Origin of the sequence: Polynucleobacter parvulilacunae, assembly GCF_018881715.1 — a bacterium.
In the GTDB taxonomy this organism is placed as follows: Bacteria; Pseudomonadota; Gammaproteobacteria; order Burkholderiales; family Burkholderiaceae; genus Polynucleobacter; species Polynucleobacter parvulilacunae.
This window is the reverse complement of the sequence record NZ_JACVPW010000002.1, coordinates 365,509-383,379: the sequence shown is the minus strand read 5'-3', so window position 1 is coordinate 383,379 and position 17,871 is coordinate 365,509. Positions and strand designations below refer to the sequence as shown.

General features: G+C 46.7%; 20 protein-coding genes. 14 read left to right on the top strand and 6 right to left on the bottom strand.

Annotated elements, in window-relative coordinates; translation table 11 throughout:
- Nucleotides 1–41 precede the first annotated feature (41 nt).
- Together ICN18_RS07225 and cysM are read left to right on the top strand one after the other, a co-directional pair.
- On the top strand, nucleotides 42–470 hold the full coding sequence (locus tag ICN18_RS07225) for a ComEA family DNA-binding protein (RefSeq protein ID WP_216189827.1): 429 nt from the start codon (nucleotides 42–44) through the stop codon (nucleotides 468–470).
- A gap of 41 nt (nucleotides 471–511) precedes the next feature.
- Nucleotides 512–1,423, top strand: coding sequence for a cysteine synthase CysM (cysM, locus tag ICN18_RS07220; protein ID WP_216189826.1), 912 nt, complete (start codon nucleotides 512–514; stop codon nucleotides 1,421–1,423).
- A gap of 13 nt (nucleotides 1,424–1,436) precedes the next feature.
- On the opposite strand, the gene ICN18_RS07215 is transcribed toward cysM, so the two are convergent.
- The gene (locus tag ICN18_RS07215) at nucleotides 1,437–2,690 is read right to left on the bottom strand and encodes a lytic murein transglycosylase (protein WP_216189825.1); all 1,254 of its coding nucleotides are present in this window, start codon (nucleotides 2,688–2,690) and stop codon (nucleotides 1,437–1,439) included.
- Nucleotides 2,691–2,773: 83 nt separating this feature from the next.
- On the opposite strand from ICN18_RS07215, the gene ICN18_RS07210 reads away from it, so the two are divergent.
- The 5 genes from ICN18_RS07210 (at nucleotide 2,774) to ICN18_RS07190 (ending at nucleotide 9,028) form a co-directional block, all read left to right on the top strand.
- The gene (locus ICN18_RS07210; RefSeq protein WP_216189824.1) at nucleotides 2,774–3,694 is read left to right on the top strand and encodes a histone deacetylase family protein; all 921 of its coding nucleotides are present in this window, start codon (nucleotides 2,774–2,776) and stop codon (nucleotides 3,692–3,694) included.
- Between the two features lie 64 nt (nucleotides 3,695–3,758).
- Nucleotides 3,759–5,411 carry an acyl-CoA synthetase gene (locus ICN18_RS07205; protein ID WP_216189823.1) on the top strand — a complete coding sequence of 551 codons (1,653 nt, stop codon included), beginning with the start codon at nucleotides 3,759–3,761 and terminating at the stop codon, nucleotides 5,409–5,411.
- Between the two features lie 87 nt (nucleotides 5,412–5,498).
- Nucleotides 5,499–6,248: an electron transfer flavoprotein subunit beta/FixA family protein gene (locus ICN18_RS07200; RefSeq protein WP_216189822.1), complete on the top strand. Its 750-nt coding sequence runs from the start codon at nucleotides 5,499–5,501 to the stop codon at nucleotides 6,246–6,248.
- Entirely contained in the window at nucleotides 6,249–7,184 is a 936-nt protein-coding gene (locus ICN18_RS07195) for an electron transfer flavoprotein subunit alpha/FixB family protein (protein ID WP_216189821.1), read from the top strand. It abuts the gene before it with no gap.
- A gap of 56 nt (nucleotides 7,185–7,240) precedes the next feature.
- Nucleotides 7,241–9,028, top strand: a complete 1,788-nt coding sequence (locus ICN18_RS07190; protein WP_216189820.1) for an acyl-CoA dehydrogenase — start codon at nucleotides 7,241–7,243, stop codon at nucleotides 9,026–9,028.
- Between the two features lie 68 nt (nucleotides 9,029–9,096).
- Here ICN18_RS07190 and ICN18_RS07185 read toward each other — a convergent pair whose 3' ends face one another.
- Both ICN18_RS07185 and ICN18_RS07180 read right to left on the bottom strand, forming a co-directional pair.
- Nucleotides 9,097–9,543 carry a hypothetical protein gene (locus ICN18_RS07185; protein ID WP_216189819.1) on the bottom strand — a complete coding sequence of 149 codons (447 nt, stop codon included), beginning with the start codon at nucleotides 9,541–9,543 and terminating at the stop codon, nucleotides 9,097–9,099.
- Between the two features lie 46 nt (nucleotides 9,544–9,589).
- On the bottom strand, nucleotides 9,590–10,114 hold the full coding sequence (locus ICN18_RS07180) for an META domain-containing protein (RefSeq protein ID WP_216189818.1): 525 nt from the start codon (nucleotides 10,112–10,114) through the stop codon (nucleotides 9,590–9,592).
- A gap of 224 nt (nucleotides 10,115–10,338) precedes the next feature.
- Between ICN18_RS07180 and rpsP the strand changes: the two genes are divergently transcribed.
- From rpsP to ICN18_RS07150, 6 genes are all read left to right on the top strand, one after another.
- A complete protein-coding gene (gene rpsP, locus ICN18_RS07175; RefSeq protein WP_011902362.1) occupies nucleotides 10,339–10,584 on the top strand; it encodes a 30S ribosomal protein S16 in 246 nt (81 codons plus the stop codon).
- A gap of 92 nt (nucleotides 10,585–10,676) precedes the next feature.
- Nucleotides 10,677–11,243 (top strand): ribosome maturation factor RimM, encoded by a 567-nt coding sequence (rimM, locus tag ICN18_RS07170; RefSeq protein WP_216189817.1) that lies wholly within the window; start codon nucleotides 10,677–10,679, stop codon nucleotides 11,241–11,243.
- Between the two features lie 44 nt (nucleotides 11,244–11,287).
- Nucleotides 11,288–12,034 carry a tRNA (guanosine(37)-N1)-methyltransferase TrmD gene (trmD, locus tag ICN18_RS07165; protein ID WP_216189816.1) on the top strand — a complete coding sequence of 249 codons (747 nt, stop codon included), beginning with the start codon at nucleotides 11,288–11,290 and terminating at the stop codon, nucleotides 12,032–12,034.
- A 136-nt stretch (nucleotides 12,035–12,170) separates the two neighbouring features.
- On the top strand, nucleotides 12,171–12,566 hold the full coding sequence (gene rplS / locus ICN18_RS07160) for a 50S ribosomal protein L19 (RefSeq protein WP_216189815.1): 396 nt from the start codon (nucleotides 12,171–12,173) through the stop codon (nucleotides 12,564–12,566).
- A 62-nt stretch (nucleotides 12,567–12,628) separates the two neighbouring features.
- Nucleotides 12,629–13,366, top strand: a complete 738-nt coding sequence (locus ICN18_RS07155) for a CoA pyrophosphatase (RefSeq protein ID WP_216189814.1) — start codon at nucleotides 12,629–12,631, stop codon at nucleotides 13,364–13,366.
- Entirely contained in the window at nucleotides 13,363–14,322 is a 960-nt protein-coding gene (locus ICN18_RS07150; RefSeq protein ID WP_216189813.1) for a CobD/CbiB family protein, read from the top strand. The genes ICN18_RS07155 and ICN18_RS07150 overlap by 4 nt, the downstream gene beginning before the upstream one ends.
- Here the strand turns inward: ICN18_RS07150 and rsgA are convergent.
- Together rsgA and ICN18_RS07140 are read right to left on the bottom strand one after the other, a co-directional pair.
- Nucleotides 14,267–15,280 carry a ribosome small subunit-dependent GTPase A gene (gene rsgA, locus ICN18_RS07145; RefSeq protein ID WP_216189812.1) on the bottom strand — a complete coding sequence of 338 codons (1,014 nt, stop codon included), beginning with the start codon at nucleotides 15,278–15,280 and terminating at the stop codon, nucleotides 14,267–14,269. The genes ICN18_RS07150 and rsgA overlap by 56 nt on opposite strands.
- A 2-nt stretch (nucleotides 15,281–15,282) precedes the next feature.
- Complete coding sequence (locus ICN18_RS07140) at nucleotides 15,283–16,536, bottom strand: M48 family metallopeptidase (protein WP_216189811.1); 1,254 nt, start codon at nucleotides 16,534–16,536, stop codon at nucleotides 15,283–15,285.
- A gap of 15 nt (nucleotides 16,537–16,551) precedes the next feature.
- Between ICN18_RS07140 and orn the strand changes: the two genes are divergently transcribed.
- Entirely contained in the window at nucleotides 16,552–17,163 is a 612-nt protein-coding gene (gene orn, locus ICN18_RS07135; RefSeq protein WP_216189810.1) for an oligoribonuclease, read from the top strand.
- An 80-nt stretch (nucleotides 17,164–17,243) separates the two neighbouring features.
- Here the strand turns inward: orn and mog are convergent, their stop codons facing one another.
- Nucleotides 17,244–17,867, bottom strand: a complete 624-nt coding sequence (mog, locus tag ICN18_RS07130; RefSeq protein WP_216189809.1) for a molybdopterin adenylyltransferase — start codon at nucleotides 17,865–17,867, stop codon at nucleotides 17,244–17,246.
- Nucleotides 17,868–17,871 lie beyond the last annotated feature (4 nt).

The window sequence follows — 17,871 nt, the reverse complement described above, 5'->3', positions numbered from 1 at the left end:
ACTGAGTGCCCGTGGATTTTTTATTTACCACAGGAGAAAAGATGACAACAAATTTCAATTTAGCAAGCTTGGGGAGTTTGGTCAGGGCAGGTGCAATAGCTTTGACCTTTTTTGTTTCTGGTTTTGGGGTGGCCAATGCTTCACCTATAAATGTGAATACTGCCACTCAAACTGAGCTAGAGAGCATTAAGGGCATAGGCCCAGCTAAAGCAAAAACCATTATTGCAGAGCGCTTAGACGGCGGACACTTTCAGGATGCTAATGACTTACAAAAACGAGTGCGTGGGATTGGCATGAAATCGGTTGAAAAAATGGTGGATAACGGTTTAACGATCGAGGCCCCAAGCTCCTTTCGAGAGCCCAATGGCCGGACCAAGAAAGAGGGCGGCGCCTCTGGTCGACGCAGTTCTCGTAATCAAGCTAATCCTCGCAATCAGCCGGAGCGTTCGGGAGCGGGTCGCCGAAATTAAACCCTTTCGTGTGTAGGCTTGCTTATGGCTAAAATGGCTTTATGAGCAAACCTTCTTACCTCACCATTTCACAGACAGTGGGCAATACGCCCTTAGTTCGCTTGCAGCGCATCCCTGGTCTGGAAAATGAGAATCGCAATAATGTGATCTTAGGTAAGCTGGAGGGAAATAATCCAGCCGGGTCGGTAAAGGACCGACCTGCGCTGTCGATGATCTCGCGCGCACAAGAGCGCGGAGAAATTAAACCTGGTGATACTTTAATTGAGGCAACTAGCGGCAATACTGGCATTGCTTTAGCAATGACTGCAGCAATGCTCGGTTACAAGATGATTTTGGTGATGCCTGAAAATCAAAGTATCGAGCGTCGTCAAAGTATGGCGGCATATGGCGCTGAATTAATTCTGACGGCAGCATCTGGCGGCATGGAGTTTGCTAGAGACTATGCTTTGCAATTGCAAAGAGAGGGACGCGGTAGATTGCTTGATCAATTTGCCAATCCCGATAATCCAAGAGCACATATTGAAACTACCGGCCCAGAAATCTGGCGTGATACCGATGGGCAGATTACGCATTTTGTTTCTGCGATGGGTACTACCGGAACCATTACCGGAGTCTCTACTTATCTCAAGTCCATGAATCCTGAGATTCAAATTATTGGGGCGCAGCCAGAAGATGGCTCGCAAATACCGGGTATTCGTAAATGGGCGCCAGAATATTTGCCAAAGATTTATCAGGGCGACAAAGTAGATCGTATTGAGTACGTTTCGCAAGCGGATGCTGAAGAGATGGCTCGGCGCTTAGCTGCAGAAGAGGGTATCTTCTGCGGTATCTCTGCTGGAGGCGCTTTGGTGGTGGCTCTGCGGATTGCACGCCAAGTTGAAAATGCCACAATCGTCTTTATTGTCTGCGACCGTGGTGACCGCTACCTGTCTACCGGGGTCTTTCCAGCCTGAACTAGTAGCCTTACTAGTTGGATTTAGATTTCTTCTTGGGTCCCGATTTCTTAGGCTTTGATTTTTCGGCGGCACTCTTGCTAGCACTGTTCTTGGCTGGGATTTCGACTGGAATAACGCTTTGGTTTTTATAACCTAAAGCCTCTGCAAACTCAGCAACACTTTGCGCATAGAAGTAACTGCGGTTGTACTGAACAATCGTCAGAAAATTATTTAGACCTACAAAGTATTGCGCTTGGTCTGAGCCGTCTTTATCGGGGTAGGGTAGATCTACGATGAAGGCTTTGCTTTGCGGTTCTACACCACCACTTTGCAAGTCACCTTGTTGCTTAGTCAAAATACCTTTATCAATGAGTTCTTGAACGGTAAATTTCAATTGCGGTTCACCGTCGGCCAGTTCTTTGGCGGCATTGATGCCACTTGCTTGGACTGGAAAAGAAATCGGCATGCCGGTTTGCCAGCCATGCTTTTTCATGAAATTGCCAACGCTGGCAATCGCATCTTTAGGGCTTTGTTTTAGGTCGATTTGACCATCTCCATCCCCATCCACTGCAAAGCTACGAATACTGCTCGGCATGAACTGCGGCAGGCCAATGGCCCCCGCGTAAGAGCTGTTCTGATTGAGGCAGGAGCTAAAGCGTGCGCTATTGACCCCTTGACTGCTATTTTTGGCAGGTAACTTTCCACCCGCTTCAGTCCAGCACATCAGGATGAGTTCTTTGAGTTGATCCTTGAAAAGCTGTTCTCGAGCGGGCTTATTGGGGGTATCCGGGTAACTAAAGGCTAATGTAGATAAGACATCTTTAACCCTGAAATTGCCAGTTTGACGACCGTAAATGGTTTCGATACCAATGATGGCCACAATAATCTCAGCTGGCACCCCTGATTCTTGCTCAACTTGGTTCAAAAAGACTTGGTTTTGCTCCCAAAAGGCTTTGCCAGCCTTGAGGCGAACGGGTTCAATAAAGCGTTTGCGGTAAGCCAGCCAATTTTTCTTAAAAGTGCCCGATGGGGGTAATACCAATTTGCGTATTGAAGGAATCGTTTTAGCATCTAAGAAGCCCATTTCTAAGGCTGGGAGCGGTATTTCTTGGGTTTGGGAGACTTGCCCCAGTAGTTCGTTGAGGTTTTGGCTAAAACGCGCCTCTGTGACCGCATCATCAGTCTGGTTTACGATGGACTGCTGTGATTGGGTTGGCTGTGTGGGGGTGCTAGAGCATCCCGCTAGCGCAAGAGCAAAGAGTAAGCAGGAGATGCGAAAGTTCATACAGATAGTCTTGGATTTTTGAATATTGAGCACGTTTAATTAGATTATAAAAATTACAAATTTGCTATTGAGGATTTTGAGTAATGACAACAGGATACATAACTCATCCGGACTTTCTGAAACACGAGATGGGAAGCCATCATCCAGAGTGTCCAGAACGAATTCAGGCGATCAACGATCAGATGATTCGTAGTGGTATTGACCGCCTCGTGCATCATTTAGATGCGCCTTTGGCAACTGAGGATCAGTTGGAATTAGTCCATAGTCCAGATCATGTTTCCTTTGTGCGAGATCGTGCTCCTGAGAGTGGATATTTCATGCTCGATGGCGACACCATCATGAATCCCCATACCTACAGAGTAGCGCTTAGGGCAGCTGGTGCAGCCATTGCTGGCGTGGATGCTGTGATGAAGGGCGAGGTGGAGAATGTTTTTTGTGCAGTAAGACCACCAGGACATCATGCGGAGCCAACTCGCTCTATGGGGTTTTGTTTATTTGACAACGTAGCCATTGCAGCGCGTTACGCAATGGAGACTTATGGCATTGAGCGTGTCGCCATTATTGATTTTGACGTTCATCATGGCAACGGCACAGAAGCCGCTTTTTTCAATGACCCGAACGTTTTAATGTGCAGCTTCTTCCAGCACCCTTTCTACCCCTACAGCGGCTTAGATCATGCGAATAATATGGTCAATGTGCCTTTGCCAGCAGCCACGCGCGGTGATGTAGTGCGCTCGATCGTGGAAGAAAGATGGTTACCTGCTCTGCGAAACTTTGAGCCTGAGCTCATCATTATTTCAGCGGGCTTTGATGCGCATCGCGAAGATGATCTAGGCCAAATGGGCTTAGTGGAAGATGACTACGCTTGGATTACCAAGCGTTTAAAAGAAATTGCTAATGATTACGCGCAAGGAAGAATTGTGAGTTGCTTGGAAGGGGGTTATAACCTCTCAGCCTTAGGTCGCAGTGTGGTGGCTCATGTAAAGGCATTAGCAGACATTTAATTTAGTAAATCAGAAATCAGAAATCAGAAATCAGAAATCGAAAATCGGAAATCGAAAGTTGAAGATGGCAAATATTTATGAACAAGGCTTGGATCGTAATCCAGCCAACTACACCCCCATTACCCCGCTATTATTTTTAGAGCGCTCGGCGCAAATTTATCCCAATAAGACTGCCGTCATTCATGGGAAGTTACGCCAAACCTGGAAACAAACCTATGAGCGCTGCCGCCGTCTGGCTAGCGCCTTGCAGAAACACGGCATTGGCTTGGGTGATACGGTAGCGGTGATGTTGCCAAATACACCTCCAATGGTAGAGGCCCACTTTGGCATCCCAATGTCAGGTGCGGTATTAAACGCCCTGAACACCCGCTTAGATGCTGAGTCAATCGCATTTATGCTCAATCACGGTGAGGCCAAAGTAGTCATCATTGATCCAGAGTTTTCAGCGGTAATGAAAAAAGCGCTTGAGATTGCCAAGAAAGAATCTGGCCGTGATTTCTTGGTGGTGGATGTTGAGGAAAAAGAGTTTGAGGTGCCTGGTGAAAAGTTGGGCAAGTTAACTTATGAGAAGTTGCTTTCCGAAGGCGATCCTAATTTTGCATGGCAAGTACCCGCAGATGAATGGCAAGCGATTTGCTTGAACTACACCTCTGGTACCACTGGTAATCCAAAAGGAGTTGTATATCACCACCGTGGTGCTGCAATTAATGCGGTTTCAAATGTGTTGGACTGGGATATTAATAAGCATCCGGTATATCTTTGGACTCTGCCAATGTTCCATTGCAATGGCTGGTGCTTCCCATGGACGATTGCTGCCCGTGCTGGCGTGAATGTGTGCTTGCGTCGAGTTGATGCACAGCATATTTTTGCGGCAATTAAAGAGCACGGCGTTACCCACTATTGTGCTGCTCCAATCGTCCATAACCTTTTAGTCAATGCATCAGGCGAATTAAAGGCTGGTGTTCCTGCGGGCGTGAAAGGCTTGATTGCTGGTGCTGCGCCACCTGCATCCATTATTGAAGGCATGGAAAAGTTGGGCTTTGACTTAACGCACGTTTATGGATTGACTGAGGTGTATGGTCCAGCGTCTGTATGCGTCAAGCAAGATGAATGGAATGATTTAGATATTGGTGAGCGTGCTAGATTGAATGCTCGTCAAGGTGTGCGTTATCACATGCAACAAGCAATCGCGGTTCTGGATCCAGAAACAATGAAGCCAGTTCCAGCGGATGGCGAAACCATGGGCGAAATTATGTTCAAGGGCAATATCGCCATGAAGGGTTACCTGAAGAATGAAAAAGCAACGCAAGAGGCTTTTGAGGGTGGCTGGTTCCATTCAGGGGACTTGGCTGTAATGAACCCTGATGGCTATGTAAAGATGAAAGACCGTAGTAAAGACATCATTATTTCTGGCGGCGAGAATATCTCCTCAGTAGAAGTGGAGGATGTGCTTTATCGTCACCCAGCGGTGAACGCTGCCGCAGTTGTTGCTAAGCCAGATCCAAAATGGGGCGAAACCCCTTGTGCCTTCCTGGAAATTAAGCCAGGCTCAGAGGTAACTCCTGAGGAAATCATTGCCCATTGCAAACAGCATTTAGCCGGCTTTAAGGTTCCTAGGGCGATTGTGTTCTGTGAGCTACCTAAGACCTCCACTGGCAAGATTCAGAAGTTTGAGCTGCGCAAGCAGGCTGGATCCGCTACCGCTATTGATGTCTAATTTAGCAAATATTCAGGTAAAATAAAACGATCGTGCTTTTTATTGAGGGTTTATCCTTGATATATACATATTAGAGAGGTTTTTAGGATGAAAATCTTAGTAGCTGTAAAACGCGTTGTTGATTACAACGTCAAAATTCGGGTGAAATCAGATAACTCTGGTGTGGATTTAGCCAACGTCAAAATGAGTATGAATCCCTTTGACGAAATCGCTGTTGAAGAAGCGGTGCGTTTAAAAGAAGCAGGTGTTGCAACTGAGGTGGTAGTGGTTACTGCCGGCGCTACCCAGTGTCAAGAAACACTCCGCACTGCATTAGCGATTGGCGCTGATCGCGCAATCCTGGTTGAGACCGATACTGAGCTGCAACCTCTAGCAGTTGCTAAGATTCTCAAAGCACTGTCTGATAAAGAGCAGGCCCAAATCATCATTCTGGGTAAGCAAGCCATTGACGACGATAGCAATCAAACTGGTCAAATGTTGGCCAGCCTCTTGGATATCCCGCAAGCAACCTTTGCCTCTAAAGTAGTGGTTGCAGATGGCAAGGCTACTGTGACCCGCGAAGTGGATGGCGGTTTAGAAACCATTGCCCTCACATTGCCTGCAGTCATTACTACAGATTTGCGTTTAAATGAACCGCGTTATGTGACTTTGCCCAACATCATGAAGGCTAAGAAAAAGACGATTGATATCGTGAAGCCCGAAGACTTGGGTGTGGATATTGCTCCACGTCTCAAAACACTCAAAGTAGAAGAGCCGCCTAAGCGTTCTGCTGGCGTAATGGTTGCTGATATAGCAGCCCTTGTAGATAAACTCAAAAATGAAGCGAAGGTGATCTAAATGGCCGCACTAGTTATTGCTGAACACGATAATCAATCATTAAAGGCCGCAACCCTTAATGCGGTAGCGGCTGCTTTGCAGTGCTCCCCTGAGGTGGATGTACTCGTTGCTGGTAGCGGTGCTGATGCTGCTGTAGCTGCCGCAGCTCAAATTGCTGGTGTACGCAAAGTGATTCAAATAGATGCAGCTAATTTGGCTGATCAATTGGCTGAGCCTTTGGCTGCGCAAATTCTCTCTATTGCAAACAATTACAGTCATATCCTCGCTCCTGCAACTGCCAATGGCAAGAATGTATTACCACGCGTTGCTGCCAAGTTGGATGTAGCGCAGTTATCTGACATTACTAAAGTAGTTAGTGCAGATACTTTTGAGCGTCCAATCTATGCAGGTAATGCCATTGCCACTGTGCAAAGTGCTGATCCAATCAAAGTCATCACTGTACGTACCACTGGTTTTGATCCTGTGGCTGCTACTGGTGGTTCAGCTGCTGTTGAAAAGGCAGCTGCTGCAGATAGTAAGGCCCAATCTTCTTTTGTTGGTCGTGAACTGACTAAGTCTGATCGCCCAGAGTTAACTGCTGCCAAGATCATTGTTTCTGGTGGCCGTGGTTTGGGCTCAGGCGAGAAGTATCAAGAACTCATTACACCTTTGGCTGATAAGCTCGGTGCTGCTTTGGGTGCATCCCGTGCTGCTGTTGATGCGGGTTATGTACCGAATGACTACCAGGTTGGTCAGACCGGTAAGATTGTGGCTCCACAGCTTTATATCGCTGTTGGTATCTCAGGCGCCATCCAGCATTTGGCTGGCATGAAGGATTCCAAGGTCATCGTGGCAATCAATAAAGATCCAGAGGCGCCAATCTTTGGTGTGGCTGACTATGGTCTAGTAGCAGATTTAAATACTGCTGTGCCGGAGTTAACAAAGGCACTTGGTTGAGCTGACATTGAAGTTAAAGATTAATTAAGCATCAAACTGTATAAAGAGGAGTTGTAATGCCATACGTAGCCCCAGTGAAAGATATGTTGTTTGTGATGAATGAGCTGGCTGGGCTATCGGATGTTGTTGCCTATCCTTCTTATGCAGAGGCCGGTGCAGATGTTGATCTAGCGCCAGCGATTTTGGAAGAGTCTGCCAAATTTAATCAAGATGTTGTTGCCCCACTTAATTGGGTTGGTGATCAAAATCCAAGCTCCTTAAAAGATGGTGTAGTGACAACCACTCCGGGTTTCAAGAATGCATTTGAACAATACGCTGCTGCAGGATGGCAGGGTGTAATTCATCCGGCGGAGTTTGGTGGTCAAGGTCTACCAAAGTTAATATCCACTGCCTGTTTAGAGATGGTGAATGCAGCAAATCTTTCTTTTGCGCTTTGCCCATTGCTTACTGATGGCGCGATTGAGGCCTTATTGACTGCTGCTAGTCCAGAACTTCAAGAACAATATGTTCCGAAGATGATTTCTGGTGAGTGGACGGGCACCATGAACCTGACAGAGCCACAAGCAGGTTCTGATTTATCGATGGTTCGCTCACGCGCCGTGCCGCAGGGTGATGGCACCTACAAGATTTTCGGAACCAAAATTTACATCACCTATGGTGAGCACGATATGGCTAAGAATATTATCCATTTAGTGTTGGCAAGAACACCTGATGCGCCAGAGGGCGTGAAGGGTATTTCATTATTTGTTGTGCCGAAGTTCATGGTGAACAAAGATGGTTCATTGGGCGAACGTAACGATGTACATTGCGTTTCGATCGAACATAAGCTCGGTATTAAAGCGAGTCCAACAGCGGTTCTGCAGTTTGGCGATCATGGCGGCGCAGTCGGCTACCTAGTTGGCGAAGAAAATCGCGGACTTGAATACATGTTCGTGATGATGAATGCGGCGCGCTTTGCGGTGGGTATGCAAGGTGTAGCTGTAGCAGAGCGTGCTTATCAAAAGGCGGTTCAATACGCTAAAGATCGCGTGCAAAGCCGTGACTTAGCTGGGTCTCCTGGCCCCGTGGCGATTATTCATCAGCCGGATGTGAAGCGCATGTTGATGACGATGCGTTCCTACACAGAAGCTTCACGTGCGCTGGCTTACTATGCCGCCTCTGCCTATGATGCGCAGCACGCCGCACCTGATGAAGCAGTGCGCAAAGCCAATCAAGCGATTTATGAGTTTTTGGTACCAATCGTCAAAGGCTTCTCTACAGAGATGTCGATTGAAGTTGCTAGCTTGGGTGTTCAAGTGCACGGCGGCATGGGCTTTATTGAAGAGACTGGCGCTGCTCAGCATTACCGTGATGCACGTATCTTGACGATTTATGAAGGTACTACTGCGATTCAGGCGAATGACTTGGTTGGAAGAAAAACAGTTCGTGATGGTGGCGCTATTGCAAAGGAGCTTTCACAACGCATAGCTGCTACCGAAAAAGATTTGGCTGCAAGTGGTAGTAATGATGCTAAAGCGGTACTCAAGCAACTCACATTGGCACGTGCTGCATTTGAGCAAGCGGTTGCTTATGTGGTGGCAAATGCGAAGACCGATATCAAAGCAGTCTACGCAGGCAGTTTTGCTTATCTGCGTTTGTCAGGTCTCGTATTGGGTGGTTGGCAAATGGCGAGGGCGCTTTTAGCGGCAGAACGCTTGCGCGATGCTGATCCAAAGTTCTATGATGCCAAGATTGCTACAGCGCGTTTCTTTGCGGAGAATCTCATGCCTCAAGCACAAGCCTTGGCTACATCGATTGTTGAAAGTGGCCACTCTACAAATGCTTTACAAGTAGAGCAGTTCTAAAGAGACTTAAAAAAAGAATAAAAAAACCGCTCCAAAGAGCGGCTCTTGTAATAAAAAGCTATCTGCAATTACTGAGATAGCTTTTTTGCTTCATGAATTTGAGAAATAAAGAATTGCTCAAATGAGACTGCTAAAAAAGTCATCATCACGCCAGCGCCAAAGACTAAAGAGAAAATTACTGTCAAGATCACTGGCCAGCCAGAGCGGCTGCGGCGGTGTTCTTCGATGCCAGGATTAAATTGGGCATCCCACTTTTCATCAAGGCGCAGGCCAAAGGCGATAGTAGTCAACCAGCTTGCTTCAATTGCAATAAAGCCAAATGTAACCAGCACCCATCCTGGTGCTGAATGAAAGTGAGCGTCTTTCAGAATGAGCCAACCTGCTACTCCACCAATCAAGGCAAACAACTGAACCCATGCCCAAAAAGATTTGAGACCTTGGAGGTAAAAGCAATTGAGTCCGCTGCCAGGGAAAATGAACCCGAGTGCGCAAAAAAGAAATTTGGATTTTTTCATAAGAATTTCTGTAGAGTTGCCGATGCTTATTTAATCTTAACGATATTTATTTATTTTGTTTTTGGGTAAAGCTGAGCACTTCGCGATCGGTGCCAATCATGAGCAATTGATCGCCGTTACGTACGATGCTGCGATAGTCGTTTAACTCATAGAGAAAATCATTCTCCAATTCCATGCGCTGTGGGCTGCAAGCCATTTTGGTGCTGGCGATTTGCTTGAGTGAAAAACCGCGAGCATCCTCATCCAGCGTTGCAGTAAAGCGATTGCATCCAGTTGAGCCGCTGATACGTTGCCCATTGGCATCAAAAATGATTTGGATAGGGTTGCTCGCGTCGCCTTGGGGAATCTGGCGAGTGCGCACCTCACCATTGGTATTAGGGGGTAGGTTCCAGCGGGTGAGCTCCCATTTGGTATTTTTGAGTTCACTGCTTGGTGGGCTGATTTTGGCTCCACACGGAGGAATTACACTAGCGCAGCCGACTAAAAGTCCAAGACTCAGGCAAGAAAGCGTCAGAAAAAGTCTATTTAAGGGGCTTCTAGTGTGGCCTGAAAGACTGGATTTAGCGGTCATATTTGTCTAAGTTATTGTTTTTAATGTATTTTTTACTATAGCTTGTGATCTATTCTACTGTCTTGTCTGCTTAAATAGGTGGAAGAAGTAGGGGTTTTCGTCTAGAATATGAGGTTTTCCGCTCTACCGTATCTTTATTTGGTGAGCTGGAGCCCAAGGTTTTTTGTAGAAATTTCATTGGGTTGTAATCAACCTGTTTTCATTTTAGATTTTAAGGAATAAGTATGGTCGTCATTCGACTGGCACGCGGCGGTTCTAAGAAGCGCCCTTTTTACAGCATCGTTGCTACTGATAAACGCAACCGTCGTGACTCGAACTTTATCGAGCGTATTGGTTACTTCAATCCACAAGCAGCCGCGACTGAGCAAGCAATGCGTATTGCTCAAGATCGTTTGACTTACTGGACTGGTGTTGGCGCGCAAATCTCCCCAACAGTAGTTCGTTTGATCAAAAACAATCCAGCTGTTTAATATTCGACTGCTAAATACTTCATCGATCGGATGAGGTATTTAGTGACAGAATTTTTAGTAGTTCTATCTTGGGAAAATAAGGTGTCTTACAAATGAGTACGCCTTCCCTAGATGAATTAATTGAACTTGGCGCCATCTCTGAGGCGCAAGGTTTGCAGGGGCAAGTGAAGGTTAGACCTCACTCACCCGAACCTGTAGCACTTCTCTCTTCTAAGTCTGTTTGGTTATCTCTGATCCCGCGTAGGGATGCAGGCGTTTCTGCATCTGCAGAGCAAGCTTCTCTGGCTCAGTACAAAGTTAAAAGCGCCAAGATGCATAGCGGTAATGTCGTGATGGCGTTAGAGGGCGTGAGTGATCGTGATCAAGCGCTGGCTTTAAAAGGGTCGCGTATCTTAGTGGCGCGTGATGCTTTTCCTAAAGCGGAAAGTGATTCGTACTACTGGGTAGATCTTATCGGATGCAATGCAATCAATTTGCAAGGTGAAGTGCTTGGCGAAGTAATTGAGGTTACTGAGAACGGTGCTCATGGTGTTATCGCGATTGGTGATGCGACAACAAAGACAAGTCAATATTTGGTGCCGTTTGTTAAAGAGGTGGTGCAAAACGTCGACTTACCAAATAAAACGATTACGCTTGATTGGCAGTCTGACTGGCAATAAGAGCGAATGCGATCGTTAGACCAAGTTTAAAAATTACTACTGATATGCGCTTTGATGTTGTGACCTTGTTTCCGGAAATGTTCTCTGCTTTAACAAAGTGGGGCGTTACTGGACGGGCATGTGAACAATCCCTAGCTAGCGTCCATCTTTGGAATCCCCGAGACTTTTGCTTGGATCCTCGTAAAACGGTAGATGACCGTGCTTACGGCGGCGGCCCCGGAATGGTCATGATGGCCAAACCATTGGAGGACGCAGTTGCTGGAATTAAGGCGTCTCACCAAGCTGCAGGCGTTAAAAGTGGTCCAATTTGCCTATTGGCACCCCAAGGTGAGCGTTTTTCTCAGAAGATAGCGACAGATATCCTCAGTTACGGTAATTTAAGTTTTATATGTGGTCGATATGAGGCTATAGACCAGCGTTTTGTTGACCGAAACGTGGATTTGCAGCTCTCTATTGGGGATTTTGTGCTTTCTGGAGGTGAAATCCCTGCCATGGCAATGATGGATGCGGTAATTAGGCTCATTCCAGGGGCTCTTGGGGATGGCGAATCCGCTGCCCAGGATAGCTTTATGAACGGTCTTTTGGACTACCCACACTACACTCGCCCTGAAATATATGAAAATTTATCTGTCCCAGACGTGCTTTTAGGCGGACATCACGCTAAAATAGCGGATTGGCGTCGGCAGAAGTCTTTAGAGCTGACGTTCAGGTTAAGGTCGGACTTAATTGAATCGGCCAGAGCCAAAGGGTTACTAACCCGAGAAGATGAACAATTTCTTCGCTCTCTGTAAGTACTTTCAGTAGTGTGCAGTAGTGAATAGGTGGTTTGGTTTTTGGTTTAGTGAAATTGTTTTAACTGCATCCTCTATTAGGTCCGTTGATTTATATCTCGGGATTAAACGCTAATACGATGTTTAAGGATTAAAAATGAATTTAATTGAAAAAATTGAGCAAGAAGAAATTGCTCGCTTAAGTGCTAACAAAGTATTGCCAAGCTTTGCTCCTGGCGACACAGTCGTTGTTGGTGTAAACGTTGTTGAAGGTGCGCGTAAGCGTACTCAGGCGTTTGAAGGTGTTGTGATTGCAAAGCGTAATCGCGGACTCAATTCCAGCTTTATCGTTCGCAAGATTTCATCTGGCGAAGGTGTAGAGCGTACATTCCAAACTTACTCACCATTGATCGCTAGCGTTGAAGTGAAGCGTCGCGGTGATGTACGTCGTGCTAAGTTGTACTACTTGCGCGATCGTTCAGGTAAGTCTGCACGTATTAAAGAGAAGCTTCCTGCGCGTAAAGTAGCAGTGGCAACTCCAGCCGCAGAGTAAATTCCGGCTTGAAGTAAAAAAGGCGGCCTCGGTCGCCTTTTTTGTTGCCTTAGAATATGAATATGCCTAAGAACTCCACTCCTGAAGACAACGCAATTAATGTTGCTGCGCCTCCGGGGTTTGATGCGCAAGCGATTCCGATCCATCAGGTTTGTGCGGGTGAAAAGAAAGTTGCAGCAGAATTTTTAGAGCCTGCTGGCTTGAAGGCTCGCCTTCAGTCGCCACCACAATGGCAACCTGAAATTACCGATGAAAATCGTCACGTGATTGCGGCAGATATTATTGCCAAACGCGAGGCTGTAGGAAAAGTCACCAAAGCAGCAGTGCTGATCCCGCTTGTATTGAAAGAGGACGGCTTATCAGTGCTATTGACGCAAAGAACTAATCATTTACGGGATCATGCAGGGCAAATTAGTTTTCCAGGGGGTCGCATGGATCCTGAAGACCAAAGTCCCAATGACACCGCTTTACGCGAAAGCCAAGAAGAAATCGGACTAGATCCTAGGCGGGTGGAGATTATTGGTCATCTACCTCAGTACTTAACAGTTTCTGGCTATAGCGTCACTCCAGTAGTAGGATTGGTTCAAGCTCAGGCAGAATATGTCCTAGATGAGTTTGAGGTTGCTGATGTATTTGAAGTGCCTCTCAGTTTTTTGCTGGATCCCGCTAACCATCAGGTCAGATTGTGGCAAAGTGAGCAGGGTGGTCGTCGTTTTTATTCAATGCCTTATGAGAACCGCTTTATTTGGGGTGCTACTGCGGGAATGTTGCGTAACCTTTATCATTTATTAAAAGTATGACTTTCTTTTCTATTCTCTTCGCCCTTATTGCTGAGCAATACCGCCCAGTCACTTCAAGCCATTGGATTGCGCGTGTATGCGCTCGCTGGTTAGATTGGGTCGCTGCTGAATTCGGCGGTAAGACTGAGAATGGGGCAAGTCCAGTAGGTGCTCGTATGGCCTGCTTAGTGGCTTTCATACTGCCAACTTTTTTAGTCTTCATTGTGTATGTCACTTGTATGGTGACTTACCCAATCTTAGGTTTTCTTTGGAACATCGTTATTGCTTACTTGTTCTTTGGTTTCCGTCAATTTAGCCATTCTTTTACTGCAGTTCATGAAGCGATTGAAGCGCACGACTTGTCGGCAGCTCGTATAGCTTTAGGCGAGTGGTACGGACCAGAATTAGACACTACGAGTTTGACTGAGACCGAAGTAATTTCTTTGGCGTTAGAGCGCGCCATCATCGGCTCGCATCACCATGTCTTTGGCGTGCTGTTCTGGTTCATGATGCCGATGGGCCCTGCGGGCGTTGTGCTGTATCGCTTGGCTGATATTGCTGCACAACGTTGGTCAGAGCGTGGCGACTTCAACTTAAGTGAGTCTGCCCGCCATTTCTTTTACGTGTTGGATTGGGTTCCTGCGCGCATTACTGCAATGGGCTTTGCGATTGTTGGTAACTTCGAAGGCGCTGTATATGGCTGGCGTTATCTCACGCAAAAATGGTCAGACTCTTTGTCTGCAGTGATTCTCGCTGCTGGTAGTGGTGCACTTGGTGTTCGTCTAGGTGAGCCTATGAGTGAGCCTGATAGTGATGAAGCCTTGCGTATGGCTGAAGCTGGTGAGCCAGTTGTTTATGAAGTAGGTCTTGAGCCTACTGAGCGCACGATGCGCTCTGCAGTGGGATTGGTGTGGCGCTTGGTTATCGCTTGGATGGCTTTGTTGCTAATGCTGACCATCGCTCTTTGGCTTGGCTAATTCCTTGAATTTGCACATCAGCTGTTTTCGAATCTGAGTGCAGCTGTCTGAATAGCGCCAGTCTTTCTGGCGCTATTTCATTTTTGTCTACCGCTTCACGCACTGCGCAATCAGGTTCCGAGAGATGTGCGCAATTATGAAAGCGACACTTACCTAGCAAGTCTTTGAATTCTCTAAAGGCGTGCTGCAATTCACTGACTGACATATGCGCTAAGCCAAATTCTTGGAAGCCTGGTGAGTCAATAAGCGCTCCAAGTTTGCCAGTCTCATCTCTTCCCCATGTCTCAGGTAATTCGAAGTAACGACAGGCAGTAGTAGTGTGTTTACCGGTATCTAAGCGCACAGAATATTCTTGGGTCAACGCGGCAGCATTGGGTATCCAGGCATTGAGTAGGCTAGATTTACCCATACCTGACTGTCCCACAAAGACCGAGACCTTACCTTGTAAGGCAGCGCGCAAAGCATCGATGGATGCTGGATCAAATTTGGCGGAGACTTCGCTCACTTGATAGCCCATGCGTGCATAGGGCGCGATGATTTTGCGCGCATGCTCCAAATTATCTTTGAGATCGCACTTGTTTAGCAAAATATGCAAGCCAATTTGATTGGCCTCTGCAGCTACTACTGCTCTACCCAATAGATCTGGCGAGAAAGCCGGTTGCGTTGCGAGCACTACTAGAATTTGATCGACGTTGGATGCAATCAACTTACTCTTAAAAGCATCAGAGCGATAGAGAAGATTTTCTCGAGGTTCAATTTGAATAATGCGCGCTTGATCGGCTGAAGTCATCTCCAACAACATACGATCACCCACGGCACCGATGTGTTGCTTGGCTGGCGTACTGACTTGAATCAGTGGGCCATCAGGTGATTCTTGACCACTAGCATCGGCAATCAAACGCTGCGCTAAATAATGTCTCCCATAAGAGGCAATCAGTAGCGCATGAAACTGTTCCATTGTTATGAGCTAAAGCGTTGCAAGTTGGCAATGCGCAATGGTGCAGGCGGATGCGAGCTATAGAAAGCGGTGTAGATCGGATCTGGCGTTAGGGTCGATGCATTGTCTTGATACAACTTTACTAAGGCAGTAATCAAATCTTTTGCAGAAGATTTTTCAGCAGCAAAGCCATCTGCTTCATATTCATGTTTGCGAGAAGCAAGGCTAGATAGTGGCGTGAAGAAGAAGCTAAAGACAGGCGATACCAGCATAAAGAGCGCCAGGGCTAAGCCACCGTTGTAACCATTGAGATTAGGCATTACACCTAAGTCTGTATAGAACCACACCTTGGTGCTAATCCAGCCCAGGAGGGCGAACATACCAAAGCTCAGGGCGAAGGAAACCAAGAGACGTTTGCGAATATGTTTGCATTTAAAGTGGCCAAGCTCATGAGCAAGAACAGCCTCTACTTCGCCTGGGTTGAGTTTCTCAATTAAGGTATCAAAAAATACAATTCGCTTTGCTTTGCCCATTCCGGCAAAGAATGCATTGCCGTGAGCACTACGTTTACTGCCATCCATCACAAATAAACCTTGGCTGGCAAAATCACAGCGTTTGAGTAGTGCTTCAATCTGTGTTTTTAAAGGACCATCTTCTAAAGCTTGAAACTTATTAAAGAGTGGGGCAATAAAGGTTGGGAAGATCCACTGCATCAACAAGCTAAACGCAGTCAAAACTGCCCATGCCCACAGCCACCATAAATCCCCCGCTTTTGCCATCAAAGTCAGAATGACCCAGAGCAATGGAATGCCAATCGCCCCGCCTACTGCCATGCCTTTAAATATGTCTGAGAAGAATAATTTCTTGCCCATGCGATTAAAGCCAAAGCGCTCTTCAAGATGGAACTGTTTGTACCAAGAGAAGGGGATATCGAGTATTCCGGAAATAATCACAATGGAGACTAGCAAAGCAATTTGCTGAGCAACGCCTTCGCCTAAGAATTGGAGTAAAGCCATATTCAAAATCTGCAGTCCACCTAGTAAGGTGAAGCCAATTAAAATAATGGCGCTGACCCCGTTCTCTAAAATGCCCAGACGTAATTTGGCGATGGTGTAGTCGGCAGCCTTTTGATGTTCGGCTAAAGTCACTTTTTCAGCGAAATCTGCAGGGACGGCATTGCGATGCTGTGCTACATAGCGAATTTGACGTTGGGATAGCCAGTGGCGAAGGCCAAAGCTGGCGATAAAGGCGATTAGGAAAACAATTGTGAATGTCATGAGATCATTATAGATATGAGCGAGCAAATCAACACTACAGCCACAGTAGCAGCCGTGGCAACAACTAAGGCGGCACCAGCCAATGAGCATCTCATTTGGGTGGATATGGAGATGTCAGGACTAAATCCAGAAAACGAACGAATTCTGGAAATTGCCATCATTGTTACGGATGCCCACCTCAACACCATCGCCACCGCCCCTGTCTGGGTAGTGCATCAAGAAGACACAGTCTTAGATGCAATGGATGCCTGGAATAAGGGTACTCATGGCCGCTCTGGTTTGATCGATAAGGTAAAGGCATCCACTTTGGATGAGGCGACCGTTGAAGCAGAATGCATTGCTTTTTTGAAAAAATACATCAAGGCTGGTATTGCGCCAATGTGTGGCAATACGATTGGCCAAGACAGACGCTTTATGGCGAAGTACATGCCTAAGTTAGAGGCTTACTTTCATTATCGAAATATCGATGTATCTACATTAAAAGAATTGTGCAAGCGCTGGCATCCAGAATTGGTTAAAGGCTTTACTAAGAACCAGGCACATACTGCTTTAGCTGATATCGAAGAGTCGATTGAAGAGCTTAAGTACTATCGCGAGAAATTTATTATTCCCTTGCCTCAGCAGTAAATAAGGACGGCGAAAAAAGAAAAAGAGAGAAGAAAAAGGTCCGCACTGCGGACCTTTTGTTTATCTGCTAAGGCGGTCAATCATTTTTTGATGGCGCTCTTTGGTCTGAAGACCTTGATGACTGTTTCATCGGTTTCGATGTATGGGCCACCAATCAAGTCAATGCAATAAGGCACTGCGGCAAAAATGCCGGGCACGATGGATTTGCCATTTTCATCCTTGAGGCCTTCCAGCGTTTCTGCAATCGCCTTAGGCTGTCCAGGCAAGTTAATGACTAGAGCGGCATGGCCGTCAATTTCTCTGAGGACTGCAGTTTGTCTGGAGAGAATTGCAGTTGGTACAAAGTGCAGGCTAATTTGACGCATCTGCTCGCCAAATCCGGGCATCTCACGGGTTCCAGCCTCACGAGTAGCCTCTGGGGTGACATCTCTTCTGGAGGGGCCTGTGCCGCCTGTGGTGAGGACTAAATCGCACCCTAGTTCATCAACCAATTCAACAATAGTCTCGGTAATCGCTTCAGATTCATCGGCAATCAGGCGTTCATGAAAAACGCAGGGATTACTAATTGCCTTCGTGAGCCAGGTTTGCAGGGCGGGAATGCCCTCATCCTGATAAACGCCCTTACTGGCGCGATCCGAGATGGAAATCAGGCCAATTTTGACCTCATTTGGGCTATTTCGTTTTAGGGCTTCTGTATGCTTCATATTT